This is a genomic window from Poriferisphaera sp. WC338, assembly GCF_050931845.1.
Taxonomy (GTDB): domain Bacteria; phylum Planctomycetota; class Phycisphaerae; order Phycisphaerales; family Phycisphaeraceae; genus Poriferisphaera.
The window spans coordinates 121,604-136,826 of the sequence record NZ_CP194516.1; the positions used below are offsets into that span (position 1 = coordinate 121,604).

11 protein-coding genes are annotated in these 15,223 nt (G+C 47.9%); 8 read left to right on the plus strand and 3 right to left on the minus strand.

The features are described 5' to 3' along the window. Positions 1-14 precede the first annotated feature (14 nt). A complete protein-coding gene (locus tag ACQ6WK_RS00510) occupies positions 15-866 on the minus strand; it encodes a YwiC-like family protein (protein ID WP_432798782.1) in 852 nt (283 codons plus the stop codon). A 395-nt stretch (positions 867-1,261) separates the two neighbouring features. Between ACQ6WK_RS00510 and ACQ6WK_RS00515 the strand changes: the two genes are divergently transcribed. Beyond that, positions 1,262-3,496: a hypothetical protein gene (locus tag ACQ6WK_RS00515; protein WP_432798783.1), complete on the plus strand. Its 2,235-nt coding sequence runs from the start codon at positions 1,262-1,264 to the stop codon at positions 3,494-3,496. A gap of 274 nt (positions 3,497-3,770) precedes the next feature. After that, positions 3,771-5,324 (plus strand): SLC13 family permease, encoded by a 1,554-nt coding sequence (locus tag ACQ6WK_RS00520; protein WP_432798784.1) that lies wholly within the window; start codon positions 3,771-3,773, stop codon positions 5,322-5,324. 185 nt (positions 5,325-5,509) lie between these two features. On the opposite strand, the gene ACQ6WK_RS00525 is transcribed toward ACQ6WK_RS00520, so the two are convergent. Then, positions 5,510-5,710, minus strand: coding sequence for a hypothetical protein (locus ACQ6WK_RS00525; RefSeq protein WP_432798785.1), 201 nt, complete (start codon positions 5,708-5,710; stop codon positions 5,510-5,512). 659 nt (positions 5,711-6,369) lie between these two features. Here ACQ6WK_RS00525 and ACQ6WK_RS00530 point away from each other — a divergent pair. Beyond that, complete coding sequence (locus tag ACQ6WK_RS00530; protein WP_432798786.1) at positions 6,370-7,044, plus strand: hypothetical protein; 675 nt, start codon at positions 6,370-6,372, stop codon at positions 7,042-7,044. A gap of 137 nt (positions 7,045-7,181) precedes the next feature. On the opposite strand, the gene ACQ6WK_RS00535 is transcribed toward ACQ6WK_RS00530, so the two are convergent. Next, positions 7,182-7,529 carry a hypothetical protein gene (locus tag ACQ6WK_RS00535; RefSeq protein WP_432798787.1) on the minus strand — a complete coding sequence of 116 codons (348 nt, stop codon included), beginning with the start codon at positions 7,527-7,529 and terminating at the stop codon, positions 7,182-7,184. A 394-nt stretch (positions 7,530-7,923) separates the two neighbouring features. Between ACQ6WK_RS00535 and ACQ6WK_RS00540 the strand changes: the two genes are divergently transcribed. The 5 genes from ACQ6WK_RS00540 (at position 7,924) to ACQ6WK_RS00560 (ending at position 15,143) form a co-directional block, all read left to right on the plus strand. Then, positions 7,924-9,723, plus strand: a complete 1,800-nt coding sequence (locus ACQ6WK_RS00540; protein WP_432798788.1) for a methyl-accepting chemotaxis protein — start codon at positions 7,924-7,926, stop codon at positions 9,721-9,723. Positions 9,724-9,874: 151 nt separating this feature from the next. Beyond that, positions 9,875-10,471 carry an acyl-CoA synthetase gene (locus tag ACQ6WK_RS00545; protein ID WP_432798789.1) on the plus strand — a complete coding sequence of 199 codons (597 nt, stop codon included), beginning with the start codon at positions 9,875-9,877 and terminating at the stop codon, positions 10,469-10,471. A gap of 230 nt (positions 10,472-10,701) precedes the next feature. Further along, positions 10,702-12,168, plus strand: a complete 1,467-nt coding sequence (locus tag ACQ6WK_RS00550; protein WP_432798790.1) for a proline dehydrogenase family protein — start codon at positions 10,702-10,704, stop codon at positions 12,166-12,168. After that, on the plus strand, positions 12,165-13,775 hold the full coding sequence (locus tag ACQ6WK_RS00555; protein WP_432798791.1) for an aldehyde dehydrogenase family protein: 1,611 nt from the start codon (positions 12,165-12,167) through the stop codon (positions 13,773-13,775). Before ACQ6WK_RS00550 ends, ACQ6WK_RS00555 begins: the two co-directional genes overlap by 4 nt. 3 nt (positions 13,776-13,778) lie before the next feature. Continuing rightward, positions 13,779-15,143 carry a sugar porter family MFS transporter gene (locus ACQ6WK_RS00560; protein WP_432798792.1) on the plus strand — a complete coding sequence of 455 codons (1,365 nt, stop codon included), beginning with the start codon at positions 13,779-13,781 and terminating at the stop codon, positions 15,141-15,143. The last annotated feature ends 80 nt before the right edge of the window (positions 15,144-15,223 follow it).

Genomic DNA, 15,223 nt, shown 5'->3' on the forward strand with positions numbered 1-15,223 from the left:
TCTATCACGATCAATTAAAACGTTACTGAAGCCAGCACACTGCCGGTTAAGATGATGTAGATCAATCCGATCAGAAGTTCACTCATTCCGATTTGCTTTGCTTTAAATGTTTGGCCTTGATGGATCAGGCGGATGACGATTGCTGCACGGATACATAGTAAAAGATATGATCCGACAAGAATCCAAATGAGGCTGCCGATTTCTGGAAACACCACGTAGATAAGCACAATCAGTAGTGCGCACCCTTTGTGCATCCCGATCACGCCCCATATTGTTGCGGGGAGTTTTTTCATAGTGCGGATGACATATCGCGTGTACATGATCGACGAGAGTTGTCTGGCTGCGAGTACAAGATAAATGGCGATTGCAAACCGGTACTCGGTACGCGTAGCCAGCAGCATGGCTGGAGCAATCGTTGCAATGGCAAGCATCCCACTAAAAACACCCGGTAAGGCGCGCGGTTTGCCGATTGCATCGTAGTACCACTGTACAATCACCAATGGCACAGCGATCATCAGTGGTAAGATAAAACTCGGTTGCATCCAGGAAGAAAAGCTGCCGAGTAAGATGATTCCTACCGTTAGTGGCGCGAGCAGTGTGAGTGCTTTTTGGGCAATTTTGATCCGTGGAACTTGGTACTTGTTTGGAGCGCCACGTACCACCAGCTTGAATGGCTGCAAGCATAACCCCATCAGTATGGCCATGAGTCCGACATAAGCTGATTGCCAGCTTGCACCAACGATCAATCCCATCGTAATCACTTCGATCAGTGACGCCCATACGCCGTGTTCGGCTGGTAGTAGCACACTGCGCAGTTTTGCCTTGGTTTTGTTTGGTTGTTCAGATTTTGGTTCGTGTTCATTCATGACGACTCGCCATTCATCCTAACGTGGATCGCATGCTAATGAAAAATAGATGGTTGTGGCGGCACTTTTTGAACCTCTTGCGGTGTTCTACGTGGCAGGTGTTGTTGCAGGTTCTTTTTCAAATGGTGTTTACAAGATTATTGTTCGGTTGCTGACAGTCTTGTCTAGTTACGGTTAAATTAGTTGTCTGCCACATGAAATACGGCTATATCGTGTCCGTCTAAATAGGTATCGGGTAGCTGTTTTTGTGTTATGCTAATCTGGATCTTTGGGTGTCTTGGGGGTGTTCGTGGCCGCTGTGGTCTTGTTTTTTTGATAACCATCTTTTCCGGAGTTTGAGACAGATGATTCGACGTATTTCTCTGTGTGCTCATTTTTCAGCGATGTGTCTTTTGATGGTGTGTAGTCTGTGGACGGCGCGGCTAGCGGCACAACCTTTTGCCGAGTACGTTCCAGGTGATGCTTATTTCTATCTTGGTTGGGAAGGGACCGAAAAACTTGGCCAAACCTATACTGAGTCAAATACCAAAGCGATTCTTGATCTGATCAAGGTCGATCAAATGGTCGATCAGGTCGTCGGCATGATTAACCTAGCCGAAGGCGACAAATTTACCGAAGAAAAACAAGAAGCGATCCGCAAGGTTCGTCAGTTGGTTTCACTTTCAACACAGATGCCATTTGCCATTGCCGTGGTTCATGACACAACGCCCGATCATCCTACTGGGACAACCGCTGTGTTTTTCTGGAAACCCGGTGTTCATGAGCAGGAAGTGAATCAGCTATTGGATTGGCTTCTCACGCAGAACAATCATCAAGACGCATTGATGAAGAAGGAGCAACGTGAAAACGGTGAGATCATCCTCACTATCTCGGATGAATTAGATAGCACCTATCAAGTCGTTAAGCATAAAACGGATCAGTCAATTGCTTCCAATGCGATGATGCTGAAAGCGAAAAGCGAAGTCTCCGGCAAATCGATCATTCATTTGCTTGTTAACGCAGAGAAGATGTTTGAATCCTTATGGGCCATTGAACCAAGAGATCAGCCAAAACGTGTGATTTCAGCACTTGGTTTGGATAATCTAGAAGGTGTGGCATACACCGGGGCCATCGTAGGCAAAGAATGGGAATCAGCATTGCTGATCGCTGCACCGCAGCCACGTAAAGGTTTGCTTTCACTGCTGGACACTAAACCTGTTGATGAAGCTGTTCTCAAAGCAGTACCCAAAACCGCTAATTATCTCTACGCGACCCGCCTTGATCTCAAGGACATACTCGCACAGGCTCGTACCGCCATATTTGAGATCGATCCTGAATCCATGGCGAAATTTGAGCAAGCTCTTTCTATGGTCAGTGCTATGACCGGCGTGAACATTGAGAATCAACTCATCAATGGCCTCGGTGATGCATGGGTGATGTATTCAGATCCTGCAGTGGCAGGTCCTGGCGGTATGGGTATTTGTCTGGTGAATAAACTGCGTGAACCGGCCGATGTGAAGCTTGCGCTCGATCACCTTGTTGTTGCGGCGCGAGCGCAAATGCAAGGAAAGTCGCAACCCGGTGGGTTTATACCACAGATCCAGAAGATTGAATACGGCGGGATCGAGATCTATACCATGCCGTTGATGATGTTTTCACCCGCAATCGCGGTAAAAGATGATCATCTTCTCTTCGGCCTCACCCCGCAATCGCTTGCTGTCGCGAATGATCATCTTGCTAACGGTAAGGAATCCATCCTCGACAATCCGCATTTCATGAACACCGTCAAGATCCTTGGTGTGGATCAGTATGCTGCGGTTCATTATTCAAACCTCGGTGAGACTGCACCAGTCATGTACCAGCAGATGCTTATGGTGACGCAGATGATCTCGACGTTTAGTCAAGGCAAAGCACCCAACCTGTCAATGGTGATCCCGCCGCTCGGCAAGCTCATGCCCTTCATGACCCATACCGCAGATGTTTCCTATGCTAATAGTGATGGCTACGTCATGAAGTCACACTCCCCCTTCCCTGGGGCGATGCTGTTCAGTCCGCATGGTTCACTTTCTGGCGGCATGACCACCACAGGTCCACTCGCCGTTGGCATCATGCTCCCTGCGCTTGGCGCCGCACGCCGCACAGCTCGACAGATGCAATGCAACACGCAACTCCGCGGCCTTCATCAAGCTCAGGTTATCTACGCCCAGTCCAACAGGAGCTGCTTCACCAACGATATTTCTGATCTCACCGAAGGCGACTACTTCACCATTGATTACATGCTCAGTCCGTTCGGTTCCAAGTCAGAGCCGGCAGACTACTATGATTGGTCGGAAGAAAAACGCCGCCAATGGGCTCGTGACAACACCGACTTCATCTTCGTCCCCAATCTGATGGAAACCCTGAATACCCAGCGCGTAGCCGGATTCATGGACCCGAATGTCTACGACATGCGTGGTACCGCGATTGTCTACAACGACAATCATGTTGAATGGCATACCGAAGAAAGCATGATGGAGGAACTGGATAAGATCGAACGGCAAAACGACGGGCTCACCTGGCAGCAATGTATTGAGCTGATGCGTAAGCCGCAGCCGTTTGATCGTGAGAAAGCCAAGTTCTACTCGAACTCAAAAAATTGGCAGCAGGATTAATCCTGCTCTATTTGTTGTGAATCTTTGCCCGCATACTGCGGGCTTTTTCATGCGCTGGGAATCAATTCTGATGTGTCATTTGTGCTCAGGGCAGAGGAAAGCGTGACAAACCCGTTGCCGGGGTGGTATCCTTTCTCTCAGCGTGACGCATTTCTATAACGCTGCAAGATTGGGCTTGCTGTGGCGAAGGTTAAAACGTCTGATGAATTTGCTGTGTTGTTTTTGCAGATTGATCATCTTGGTTATTTATTGATCCTTGCCGCGAGCCTGCGCGATGTCCCAATCCTCTTCATCTGCTTCAACCGCCACTTATTCTTCTAGCAAAACCATGCCTGATATTGCACCGCCATCCAGCCCTCACAAAAACCTTTGGCTGATCCTTGGACCGGTTCTCGCGGTCATCGCTTATGCAGTCGCAATCTTCATCACACGGCAACACTTCTACAGCCCAAGCTATGCCGGCGAACATGATACCTATGCAGTTTTTGCTACTGCCGTACGACCTGCCTGTATCACCTTTGCTGTTACCGTGCTTTGCGCCATTTGGTGGGTGTCCGAAGCAGTACCAATTCCAGTGACTTCGCTTGTTCCCTTTGCGCTCTTTCCTATTCTCGGTGTACTTTCACACAAAACTGTCGCCGGTGCCTACGGTAACACTTTCATTTTTCTCTTTATGGCGGGTTTCATGCTTTCTAAAGCTGCTGAAAAAACAGATACACATAAAAAAATTGCGCATACTGTTCTTGCTATCGTCGGCGGTCATACTGCGCCGCGCATCATTCTCGGCTTCATGATTGCGACCGCCTTCTGCTCCATGTGGATTTCTAATACCGCAACTGCCGTCATGATGCTCCCGGTTGCTATCGCGGTGATCGATGCGGATAAATCTAAAAAGTTGGCTGTTCCGCTCTTACTCGCCATTGCATATTCGGCTTCCATCGGCGGCATGGCTACCGTCATTGGTACACCACCCAATGGTGTATTACTTTCGATTTATCAGGAATCCACCGGCAGTGAGATTGCTTTCCATGAATGGATGATGGTTGGCTTGCCCATTTCACTGATCCTTCTTGCGATCACATGGGTCTACCTTGCGCTTAGTGCGAAGCTCGACCAACCGATCGAATTTCCCGCTACAGGCAAGTGGACTGCTGCACAGAAGCGTGTCATGATTATTCTTGCCATTACTGCCACACTTTGGATCACGCGTGTACTCCCCGGTATCGGTTGGGCCAAAGCGCTCGGCATCACCACCGTGGGTGATGCGTCTATCGCTATCCTCGCTGTTATCATGATGTTTATTATCCCCGCTGGTGATCAGTCCCCTGAAAAGCGAGGCGAAAAGCTACTCGACTGGCCATCTGCTGCCGCGATTCCGTGGGGGATTTTGTTGCTCTTTGGTGGTGGACTTGCCATTGCCGCCGCATTCAAATCCACCGGTCTCACCGCCGCCATCGGCTCGCAACTCACCTCTCTCGAATCGCTTCCTGTTTTCCTTATCATCCTCATCATCTGTCTCGGTGTGACCTTCCTTACCGAAGTGACATCCAACACTGCGACCGCAACTCTTTTCCTCCCTATTGCCTATGCAGCTTCCGAAGCACTACATTTGAACCCGCTCATTCTCATGACACCAGCCGCGCTTTCAGCTTCATGTGCTTTCATGCTTCCCGTTGCTACGCCACCCAACGCGGTCATCTTCGGTGCAGGTCACATCCATATCCGCGACATGGCTCGCAAGGGTTTTATGCTCAATATTATTGCTGCTGTGGTGATTGCTGTGATGGTGTACTGGCTGGTACCCACCGAAACAATCGTAATACCCTAAATATGTGTTAGATCGTATGTAGAGCCAGTCATATTTGATGGCGAGTCCACGCACCATGTCTGCCGTGCAGAGAAAATGCTTCGGGTTCCAATCTTTGAAGCTGCAGAGCGATTCCATTTTGGCCTACCAGCGTTCGGGATAGATCTGCGCCGAGCAGGCCTAGGTGGTAGAGACGGTCGATGTGCTCAGGGCTGGCGTGGTTGGCGTTTGCCGTTGGGGAGATCATATATCAGCGGGGGTTGATCAAGGAGGCGGCCCGTCTTGGCTTTGGTTTGGGTAAACCAGTCAACCGCAACATCACTAGAGTTAATTGTTTGTTTAAGCGAAGCAAGATCCTCGTCCAGCAGGATCAGTCGGAGGTGCTGCGGTTTAAGATGCTTGAGCATATTTGTGTTTTTCTCAGGAGCTGGAGATTGTGTATTGGTGGTTTAGCCCATGAGACTACTGGGGTCAGGGGCCCAGCAAAGGAGAATATTACAGAAGCGTGTCATTAATCTGTTGCTTTGCCTATGCGTGTGGTAGTGGACTTGATGGAATCGGTAAAATGTATTCGCATCGCGATGATGCGGAGCACTTAGGATTTATTTTTAATGGTTGGTCTAGGGATGATGTGTATCCGTTCTGAGTCAAAAGTGGACGAGCCGGTGTCTAGATTCGGCCATCAAGACAGGGGTATACCCTATAGGTATTTATAAGCTACGCAAACTTTAACGTCTGGATAATTCCTTATATGAGCAAAGTATAAATAATGACGATTTTGACAGTAATCCGATTTACATTTCACAAACTTGTGGTATTCTATATCGGACGTTTGGTGTCGGTGCCCAAGGGAAGGGGCATCTCTTTATCGGAACTTGTATTACCGATTGATCATTCACATTAGGGTCCAGATTTGTACTGTGGTGATGCCGCGCGAGTCGTTGTGTTGTGCAGTCTTGTTATGTGTGTACCTAATGTAAGTGCTTAATTTGATTACCGTAATCCTTAATAACTATACATCGTTTCAATTCACTGGAGGGTGAAGAGAGCAATGGGGAACATGAAAATGAAAACTTTATTTGGTATCGTCCCAGTCCTTGCATTACTGATCGCAACCTCAAGCGCACAAGCCGCTAAGGTTTACACGATCGAAACAGAAACCTACTGGATTAACTCGATCTACGCTCTAGATGCGGATGCTGTGACGACCCAGATTGATGTGAAGGTGTTTGTGAGCCAAGTTGGTAATAACATCAATTTTGAAGTACTCAACAATTCGCAGTACAACGTTGGTATTCAGCAAATCTTCATCGAGAATGGCAGCAGTAACCTGTTTAGCTCTTCGGCAGCAAATATCGTTTCGTCTGCGGGTTCAAACTTTGTTAATACTGCGGCACCAATTGATACATCATTTGAAAGCCTCTATCCCATCAAAGATGCGGATATGGCTGATGCCGATTACCTACTCGAAGCTGTTGACACGACCTATGATGGATTGGTTAACCGCCAAGAATCACTCACTTTCCAGCTTGAACTTGCAGATGGCAAGACGATTCTTGATGTCTTGACTGCGATGACTGTTGACACGCAAATCGGTTTCAACATCCGTCACGCATCAAGCTGGCAGCCTAAGGCCGCGTCACTCGTCAGCCGCACTTTCCATACACCAACTCCAACTGCAGCAGCCGCTGGCTTGCTTCTCCTCGGTGGTGTTGTGGCACGTCGTCGCCGTACTGCATAAACAGCGATCACAAAGCATAAGAACAAAAAGCCTCTGCTTTGGTAGAGGTTTTTTTAATGCGCGCTAATCGAGGATTGCGAATTACTACATACTATGATCGTTTAATCCGAACCAGGTGGATGTTCTCGGTATGTGTCTTATTCACTCCCCGGTGCTTGCTTATCTAGCAATCCTGGAGCAATGAGGTTGACCAGATCTTCTGCGCAATTGATTTTTTCCCAATGCGATTGATAGACCCTCACCATGCGGTATAGGTCTACTGCTTGTTGGTGATGTTGGAGGATACGGATGGCTTTACCAAGTAGATCAATCGGCACGCGTTGCAGATATAGAGATAACAAAATCGGAAAGGTAATTGGGATAGGAAACCGTTGCATTTTGATCATTAGACCCAGCACGCCGAATCCAATCAACACCATCATGATCAGCAGCACGGTGTAGACCATAAGTAGGTAGACTGGGGTGTCAGCAGCGAGTATATCCATAGCAGGTTATTTTACTCAGGAGCATCTGAGGATAGTGGTGGTTGTATTACTTTGAGCAGGGGCTAAGTGGCTTTGAGTGTGACTAATTTTAATCGAAGAGTAAGTTCTATCGACCGATAATGACATAACCACACCAGCCTTTACATTAGGTAATCATAGTATATCGATTGAATATTTGGCCCTATTTAAGTACGGATTGTCAGCCGCCGATTCATCTCTTTGTGTAAGGGAAAGATTTTTTATTAATCCTTAGCCATTTTGGGTTTTATAAAAATCTAATCAGGTTAGCTGGAAATGCTCTTTCTCTGAAACATTACATCGTAGCTCCGGGATGGCAAGAAGTTTTTGCCAAAAGCAGAACACGTGCCGCACACTATTGTAGAGGAGAATGTGCATGAAAGAGCGTTTGTTATCTTTGGGGATTGGACCACGAATGATCATCATGACGGTGATTGTTATTGTAGCTGTAGTGACAGTCAATTTCATTGTCTTTAATGTCAATTTTCATGAACAGAGTGAGCAGGCGTTAATCGAAAAGGCGGCCGGCTTTACTGCTGTCGCAGACGAAGCCAAAAACCATACCAGTGTCATGCTCGAAACCGGTATGTTCGACATGGATAAACTTTTGGCGGATATGCAAGAAGTTGTGAAACGTGGCGATTCCTATAAAACTGCGAAATTGTTCAACGGCATCCCTGTTGTTTCCGGCTGGACCGCCGCAGAAAAAGCTGCGGAAACCGAGGATATTGAATTTCACATTGCCAGTACTAATGCTCGTAACAGTGAAAACGAAGTCATACCCGGTACCTTCGAGGGCGATCTACTCCATGACCTGCGCACACAATTCGCCAAAGTGCCCGCCAACGATACGATTCATCGTATTGATAAAGAAACTAACAAGCTTCACTTCATGCGTGCTATTAAGCTTACGCAGGACTGCATGATGTGTCATGGTCATCCTAGCACCAGCCCGACTGGTGACGGTAAAGATTATGTCGGCTTTGACATGGAAAACTGGACCGTTGGCGATATGCATGGTGCTTATCATGTGGTCATGCCTTTGGATCCGCTGGATGCACAGGTTGCTTCTTCTCGCAACATCGGCATTCTTGTGTCACTTCCCATTGTGATTCTTGCCATTGTTGTTCTCGCGTGGGTGCTTCGCAAGATCGTCAGCAAACCGATTGATGCGATGGTCGATACCATGCAGCAAGTTTCAACTGGTGATCTGACTTGTCGTGTTGATATTGTTGGTCACACTGAAATTGCGAAGCTCGGTACAGATTTCAATAAGCTCGTCGATAGCTTTGAAAATGTTATTGTGCAGGTTAATGATGCGACCAGTGATGTAGCTTCTGCTGCTACTGAAATCGCGGCAAACTCTGAAGAAGTTGCACGAAGCATGGACGAGCAATCCTCACAGGTGACGCAGATCAGTGCTGCTGTTGAAGAAATGTCTGCTTCCATTGGTGAAGTTGCACGTAAGTCCGTTGATGCATCGACGACTGCTGGCGAAGCAGGACAAATCGCACATAATGGTGGCGAGATTGTTCAGCAAACCGTCGGTTCGATTCAGAGCATCAACGAATCTGTTCGAACATCCGCGGATTCTGTCGAAGCACTTGGTAAACGTAGCGAACAGATTGGCGAGATCATCTCCGTGATTAATGACATTGCGGATCAGACCAACTTGCTTGCACTTAATGCCGCGATTGAGGCTGCACGTGCTGGCGAGCATGGCCGTGGGTTCGCCGTTGTCGCTGATGAAGTTCGTAAGCTCGCCGACCGTACGACCAGTGCGACTGATGAGATTGCTGAATCGATTACACAGATTCAAGATGATACCCGGCAGGCTGTTGAACGCATGAATGCTGGCACCTCTGAAGTTGATCATGGCGCAGAAATGGCTACCAAAGCTGGGCAGTCACTTCAGGAAATCGTCTCAAGTGCCAATGATGTTGCTTCGATGATTCAGTCTATTGCTGCGGCTGCAGAAGAACAGTCATCGGCGAGTACTGAGGTGACACAGTCCATCGAGAATATTTCGCTGTCAACCCGCCAGGTTTCGGAAGGTACCTCGCAGGCTGCACAAGCTGCGGCTCAACTGTCTGAAAAATCTGAATACTTGCAGATGCTGATCAATCACTTCAAGGTGAGCCATGTTTGCTCCGATTCAGGTCAGCAGGCAGCGTAGCCGCGGTAGTCAATTTCCATACATGATGATATACCCCGAACAATCATGTTCGGGGTTTTTATTTTGTTGCAAACATCCTATTCTGAAGTCAGTTGCATATAAGATCCAATGAGTGCAACACAATAATCATCCGTTTGCAGAAAGGTTCGTTATGACTTCTTTATCTCCATCTTCTCGTCGCCTCCATATTGCGGTGATTGGTGATGGTGATATTGCCTCGGATCACCCTGCATATCAAACGGCCATGTCACTTGGTAAGCAGCTTATGGATCACCATTATCTTATCGTGACCGGTGGGCTTGCGGGCATTATGGAAGCTGCTCCGCGCGGTGCACATCAATCCAAGAACTATCAAGCTGGTTCAACTCTCGGCATTCTTCCTGGTAATGATCTACATACATCTAATCAGTGGATAGATATACCTATTGCTTCTTCACTTGGGCATCTCCGTAACAGCATTGTCGCCCAATCGCATGCGGTTATAGCAATTGGTGGTGGGGCAGGGACTCTCAGTGAGCTTTGTTTCGCTTGGATCTATAATCGCCTTGTCATTGCACTTTCTTCAGTGAACTCGAATCCATCAGCGGCCCCTATTGGTTGGTCCAATAAATTGCTCGACCAGCCACTTGATCACCGTCAGCGTTTTTCAGAGATTCCGGATGATCGTATCTATGGGGCTACTTCACCAGAACATGTGATTGAATTGCTGGCGGAACATCTTCCTCGCTATCTGCCGCATATGCGATAGTTTTATATCTGCTGAAAATTACCATCACGCCTTCGTACAAACCCTGTTCGCCGTATGCATGGATCTTGCCAAAGATTCTGTACAAGCGCGATTGTCTCGCACTTTGCCTGTGGTGATGTTATCACAGACGGGTTTGCCACGATGGCTGATCATACAGTGTTTCTTCGATATTCATTCTTAGTAGAGGAAGCATGTCAGGATCATGCACTACATGATGCGTGAGATATAGTTTGGTTGAACAAAAATCCAATCCATCAACATCGGCGGCAACACCTTACCCGAACCGCTTTGCGGACCGTGCATTACCCGCCATGTCTGGCCCACTTGAAGAGCGGATCTATCAAATTGGTGTTCGTATGCTGCGTGCAATGCGCACACATGAACCATACAAACGTTTTGATCCCGCGGACAAGCTCCTTTGTTGGGCGATGAATAATCACGGTTTCAAAACTCAGCTCTTTCGTTTCATCGATACACTCCCTTCCCTCAATAGTTCTGAGCAAGTTTACAGTTATCTGAACGATTTTCTTACACAACCTGAAGTAAAACTACCCAAGACTATCTACATTGCACTCAAAGCCTCTCGTCTCGCTCGTCCTGCACTTGCTGCCGCTACGCGCAAGCAGATTCAATATATGGCTCAGCGCTTTATTGCAGGTGAATCCCCTTTAAGTGCCTTACCAACACTTGAAAAAAATTGGAATCGTGGCATTGCTTTTAGTATTGATCTTCTTGGTGAGCAATGTATCACCGACAAGGAAACACAATCCTATCAACAACAATACTTGGATATCATTCCCGTTATCGCTGAGCAGATCCAAAATTGGCACTCAGACCCACGACTGGAATCCAATCATCTCGGCCCAATCCCACGAGCGAATCTCTCGATCAAAATCTCATCACTGCATCCACATGTTGATCCGATCGATTTTGACGGCTCACTTGTTTCGCTTCAAAAAGCAATCGATCCGATCCTCCAATGTGCTGAAGAACACAATGTTTTTATCAACTTCGACATGGAGCACTACGAGCTTAAAAATCTTACGATAGAACTCTTTAAGCAATCTATTATGCGATTAGATTTTCCTGCAGGAATAGCTATCCAAGCGTACCTTTGTTCTGCAGAGGAAGATATCCAATCCCTCATCGATTTCGCGCAAAAGCATAAAAAGCAGTTTACGATTCGCCTTGTTAAAGGTGCCTACTGGGATCACGAAGTGGTCCATGCTCGGCAGATGAATTGGCCAATCCCTGTTTATACGAAAAAATCAGATGCGGATGCCAGTTTTGAACGTGCTGCGGCAATGATTGTCGCTTCTATCCCCGTACATCCAAAGCAACCCGGGATTAATCTCGCGCTCGGCACACATAACATCCGATCGATTGCTACGGTGCTTGCGCTCGCTGAAGCTCAAGCCATCCCTGAGTCTGCCATTGAACTGCAAATGCTCTACGGTATGGCTTCTCCCCTCAAAACCGCTATCCAAAACTACGGCCTCCGCCTCCGCGAATATGTTCCCGTCGGCGCCTTCCTTCCTGGTATGGCCTACCTCGTTCGACGGTTGCTCGAAAATACCTCGAATCAATCATGGCTACACCCCGCTCATCTCAAGAATCAATCCGACGAGCAATTACTCGCCTCGCCGCATGACCCAGATCGTCCGCTGCATCCCATATTGAAAGGCAAAACAACATGATCCGTCCACAGTTTCCTGATCATCAGCCGCCGTCACCCGAACGTCCTGTTGGTGCGATTGTGGCTACTGCCAAGAAGTCGCGCCCACAGTTTGCGCAACTCGATGTGCCATACGAAGATTTTGAAAATCATCCTATGCGTGACTTCACCATTGCCGAGCACCGTGACGCATTTGAAACCGCGATCCGTATTTACAATCAAATTCCTGATGTATCATTCATTGAGCCTGTTGATCTTGAGCCCATGATCGATGCTGCCAATCAATCTTTCATAGGATGGCAAAATACCGCGGTCTATGAGCGGGCTGCCTGTTTGCTACGTGCCGCCGACCTCATGGATCAAGACCGCGACACACTTGCTGCCATCATCATCCGTGAAGCCGGTAAGACTTGGCGTGAAGCCGATGCGGATGTTTGTGAAGCGATCGACTTCGCCCGCTTCTATGCTCGGGCTGCGATTGATCTCACTCCACACAAAGATCTACTTTCCCCGCCCGGCGAGCATAATCAAGCTTGGCTTGAACCTCGCGGTCTCACTGCGGTTATTTCTCCATGGAATTTTCCGCTCGCTATTACTGCAGGTATGACCTTCGCTGCACTTGTCACTGGTAACCCTGTGATTCTCAAGCCTGCTGAGCAGACCTCTTACATCGCCAAAAAGCTCGTTGATATTCTCTATGAATCTGCTGTCCCTAAGGATGTTTTACACTTTGCACCGGGTCTTGGTGAAACTATCGGTGCCGCGCTTGTTCGCCATCCTGACATCACCACCATCGCCTTTACTGGCTCTAAGGAAGTCGGTCTCGACATCATTGCCGCTGCGGCACAAACCCCACCGCACCAGCGCTTCGTCAAACGTGTTGTCTGTGAGATGGGAGGTAAGAACGCCATCATCATTGATGATTCCGCGGACCTTGATCAAGCTGTCATTGGTGTCCGTAATGCAGCGTTTTCATTTGCCGGCCAAAAATGTTCTGCATGCTCACGTTGTATTGTACTTAACGATATTTACGATACGTTCACAAACCGGCTACTAGATGCGACTCGCGCACTTATCGTCGGTGACCCCGCTAGCCCAGCCACGGATGTTGGCCCCGTCATCGATCAAGCTGCCGCAAACAAGATCAATCACTATATCCACACCGGTAAAGCTGAAGGTACACTTGCTTTGAATATGTGCGCCCCTCCAAACATTGCCGCAAAAATTGGTAAGCCTATCATTGGTCCGCATATTTTCACCGACATACAGCCGGATCATACACTTGCTAACGACGAGATCTTCGGCCCCGTCCTTTCTATTATCCATGCTGACAATTTTCAGCATGCTATCGATATTGCCAACAGTACCCCCTTTAAGCTTACCGGCGGTATCTATTCTCGCAAACCCTCTAACCTTCAGTTAGCTCGCCAACAATTCCGTGTCGGCAACCTCTATCTCAATCGCCCTATTACTGGCGCACTTGTTGCCCGTCAACCCTTTGGCGGCTTCGGCCTCTCCGGTGTTGGTGAAAAAGCAGGTGGTTCGCAATATCTCCGTCAGTTTACTGTTCCTCGTGTCTGCACCGAAAACACAGCGCGCCGCGGTTTTGCGCCAGAGCTAGCCGACTGATTGATGAATCGATCCAATAAAAATATTACCTACGTCTTCACTTGCGCGCTTGTTGCAGCCCTTGGCGGATTCCTCTTCGGTTTTGATACCGCTGTTATCTCCGGTACGCTCAACGATCTACAACAAGTTTTCTCACTCGGCGATTTTTCTTTAGGTTTTACCGTTGCTATTGCGCTCATAGGTACCATCATCGGCGCAATGTCACTCGGCAAGCCTGCTGATATCTACGGTCGTCGCAATATGCTATTTTTGCTTGCGATTCTTTATCTCGTTTCTGCTATCGGATCTGCGCTAGCATGGAATTGGACATCTTTCCTCGTCTTTCGCTTCATTGGTGGTATTGGTGTTGGCGGTGCTTCCGTTATCTCGCCTATGTATATTGCCGAAATTTCCCCAGCCAAATATCGTGGTCGTTTTGTTGCGCTTACGCAATTCAACATCGTTCTCGGTATCCTTGCTGCCTTCCTGTCAAACTACATCATTAATATCGTTGATCTCAGCCTCAATAACTGGCGCATCATGCTTGGCATTGAAGCGATCCCCGCGGCGTTTTTCTTTGTATTCCTCTTCTATGTACCACGCTCTCCTAGATGGCTTATTGCTAACCAGCACTTCGGTCATGCCGAGCATGTTCTCGCTCGTCTCGGCACCCATTCACAAGACATCGATCAAGAAATCCAAACCATTGTTCAATCTATTGACCCCGTTCATCATTCCATCAGCGAAAGATTTTTTCAGCGCCGTTATGCTTTCCCAATCTCGCTTGCTATTGCGATTGCTATGTTCAATCAGCTCTCTGGCATCAACGCCATCCTCTACTACGCACCCTATATTTTTAAACTCGCTGGTGCTGGTGATGACACTGCGCTTCTTCAATCCGTTGCGATTGGTGCAGTCAACCTCATCGTGACTATGGCTGCGATGCTCGTCATCGATCTTATCGGTCGGCGTAAACTCATGCTCATTGGTTCTGCCGGATATATCATCAGTCTCGCTGTTATCACATGGGCCTTCTTCTACTACGGTATGCATTTCACCGACACCGGTGACACTATTCTCCTCGTCGCACTCTTCCTGTTTATTGCTTCTCATGCCTTTGGCCAAGGTGCTGTTATCTGGGTCTTTATCTCAGAAATTTTTCCCAACCGCATCCGTGCTCGCGGGCAATCACTTGGCTCATTCACCCATTGGTTCATGGCTGCACTTATCTCTTGGACCTTCCCCATCATCGCTCAGGCTTCCGGTGGATATGCTTTTGCCTTCTATGCCTTTATGATGGTCCTTCAACTCTTCTGGGTTATCTTCATCATGCCCGAAACCAAAGGTATTCCCCTTGAGAAAATTCAAAAGAAACTCGGCATCGAATAAAGAAACAGCGGAACAGACAGCAGGCGCAATGTAGAGCTGCATGAAAAGTGCCGTGATGATATTGATCGAATTAACCTGAA

Excerpts from the sequence above, each read along its gene's own strand:
- ACQ6WK_RS00510 (WP_432798782.1), bottom strand. The coding sequence starts at position 866 with ATGAATGAACACGAACCAAAATCTGAACAACCAAACAAAACCAAGGCA.
- ACQ6WK_RS00545 (WP_432798789.1), top strand. The coding sequence starts at position 9,875 with ATGACTTCTTTATCTCCATCTTCTCGTCGCCTCCATATTGCGGTGATT.
- ACQ6WK_RS00560 (WP_432798792.1), top strand. The coding sequence starts at position 13,779 with ATGAATCGATCCAATAAAAATATTACCTACGTCTTCACTTGCGCGCTT.
- ACQ6WK_RS00535 (WP_432798787.1), bottom strand. The coding sequence starts at position 7,529 with ATGGATATACTCGCTGCTGACACCCCAGTCTACCTACTTATGGTCTAC.
- ACQ6WK_RS00525 (WP_432798785.1), bottom strand. The coding sequence starts at position 5,710 with ATGCTCAAGCATCTTAAACCGCAGCACCTCCGACTGATCCTGCTGGAC.
- ACQ6WK_RS00530 (WP_432798786.1), top strand. The coding sequence starts at position 6,370 with ATGAAAACTTTATTTGGTATCGTCCCAGTCCTTGCATTACTGATCGCA.
- ACQ6WK_RS00515 (WP_432798783.1), top strand. The coding sequence starts at position 1,262 with ATGGTGTGTAGTCTGTGGACGGCGCGGCTAGCGGCACAACCTTTTGCC.
- ACQ6WK_RS00520 (WP_432798784.1), top strand. The coding sequence starts at position 3,771 with ATGTCCCAATCCTCTTCATCTGCTTCAACCGCCACTTATTCTTCTAGC.
- ACQ6WK_RS00555 (WP_432798791.1), top strand. The coding sequence starts at position 12,165 with ATGATCCGTCCACAGTTTCCTGATCATCAGCCGCCGTCACCCGAACGT.
- ACQ6WK_RS00540 (WP_432798788.1), top strand. The coding sequence starts at position 7,924 with ATGAAAGAGCGTTTGTTATCTTTGGGGATTGGACCACGAATGATCATC.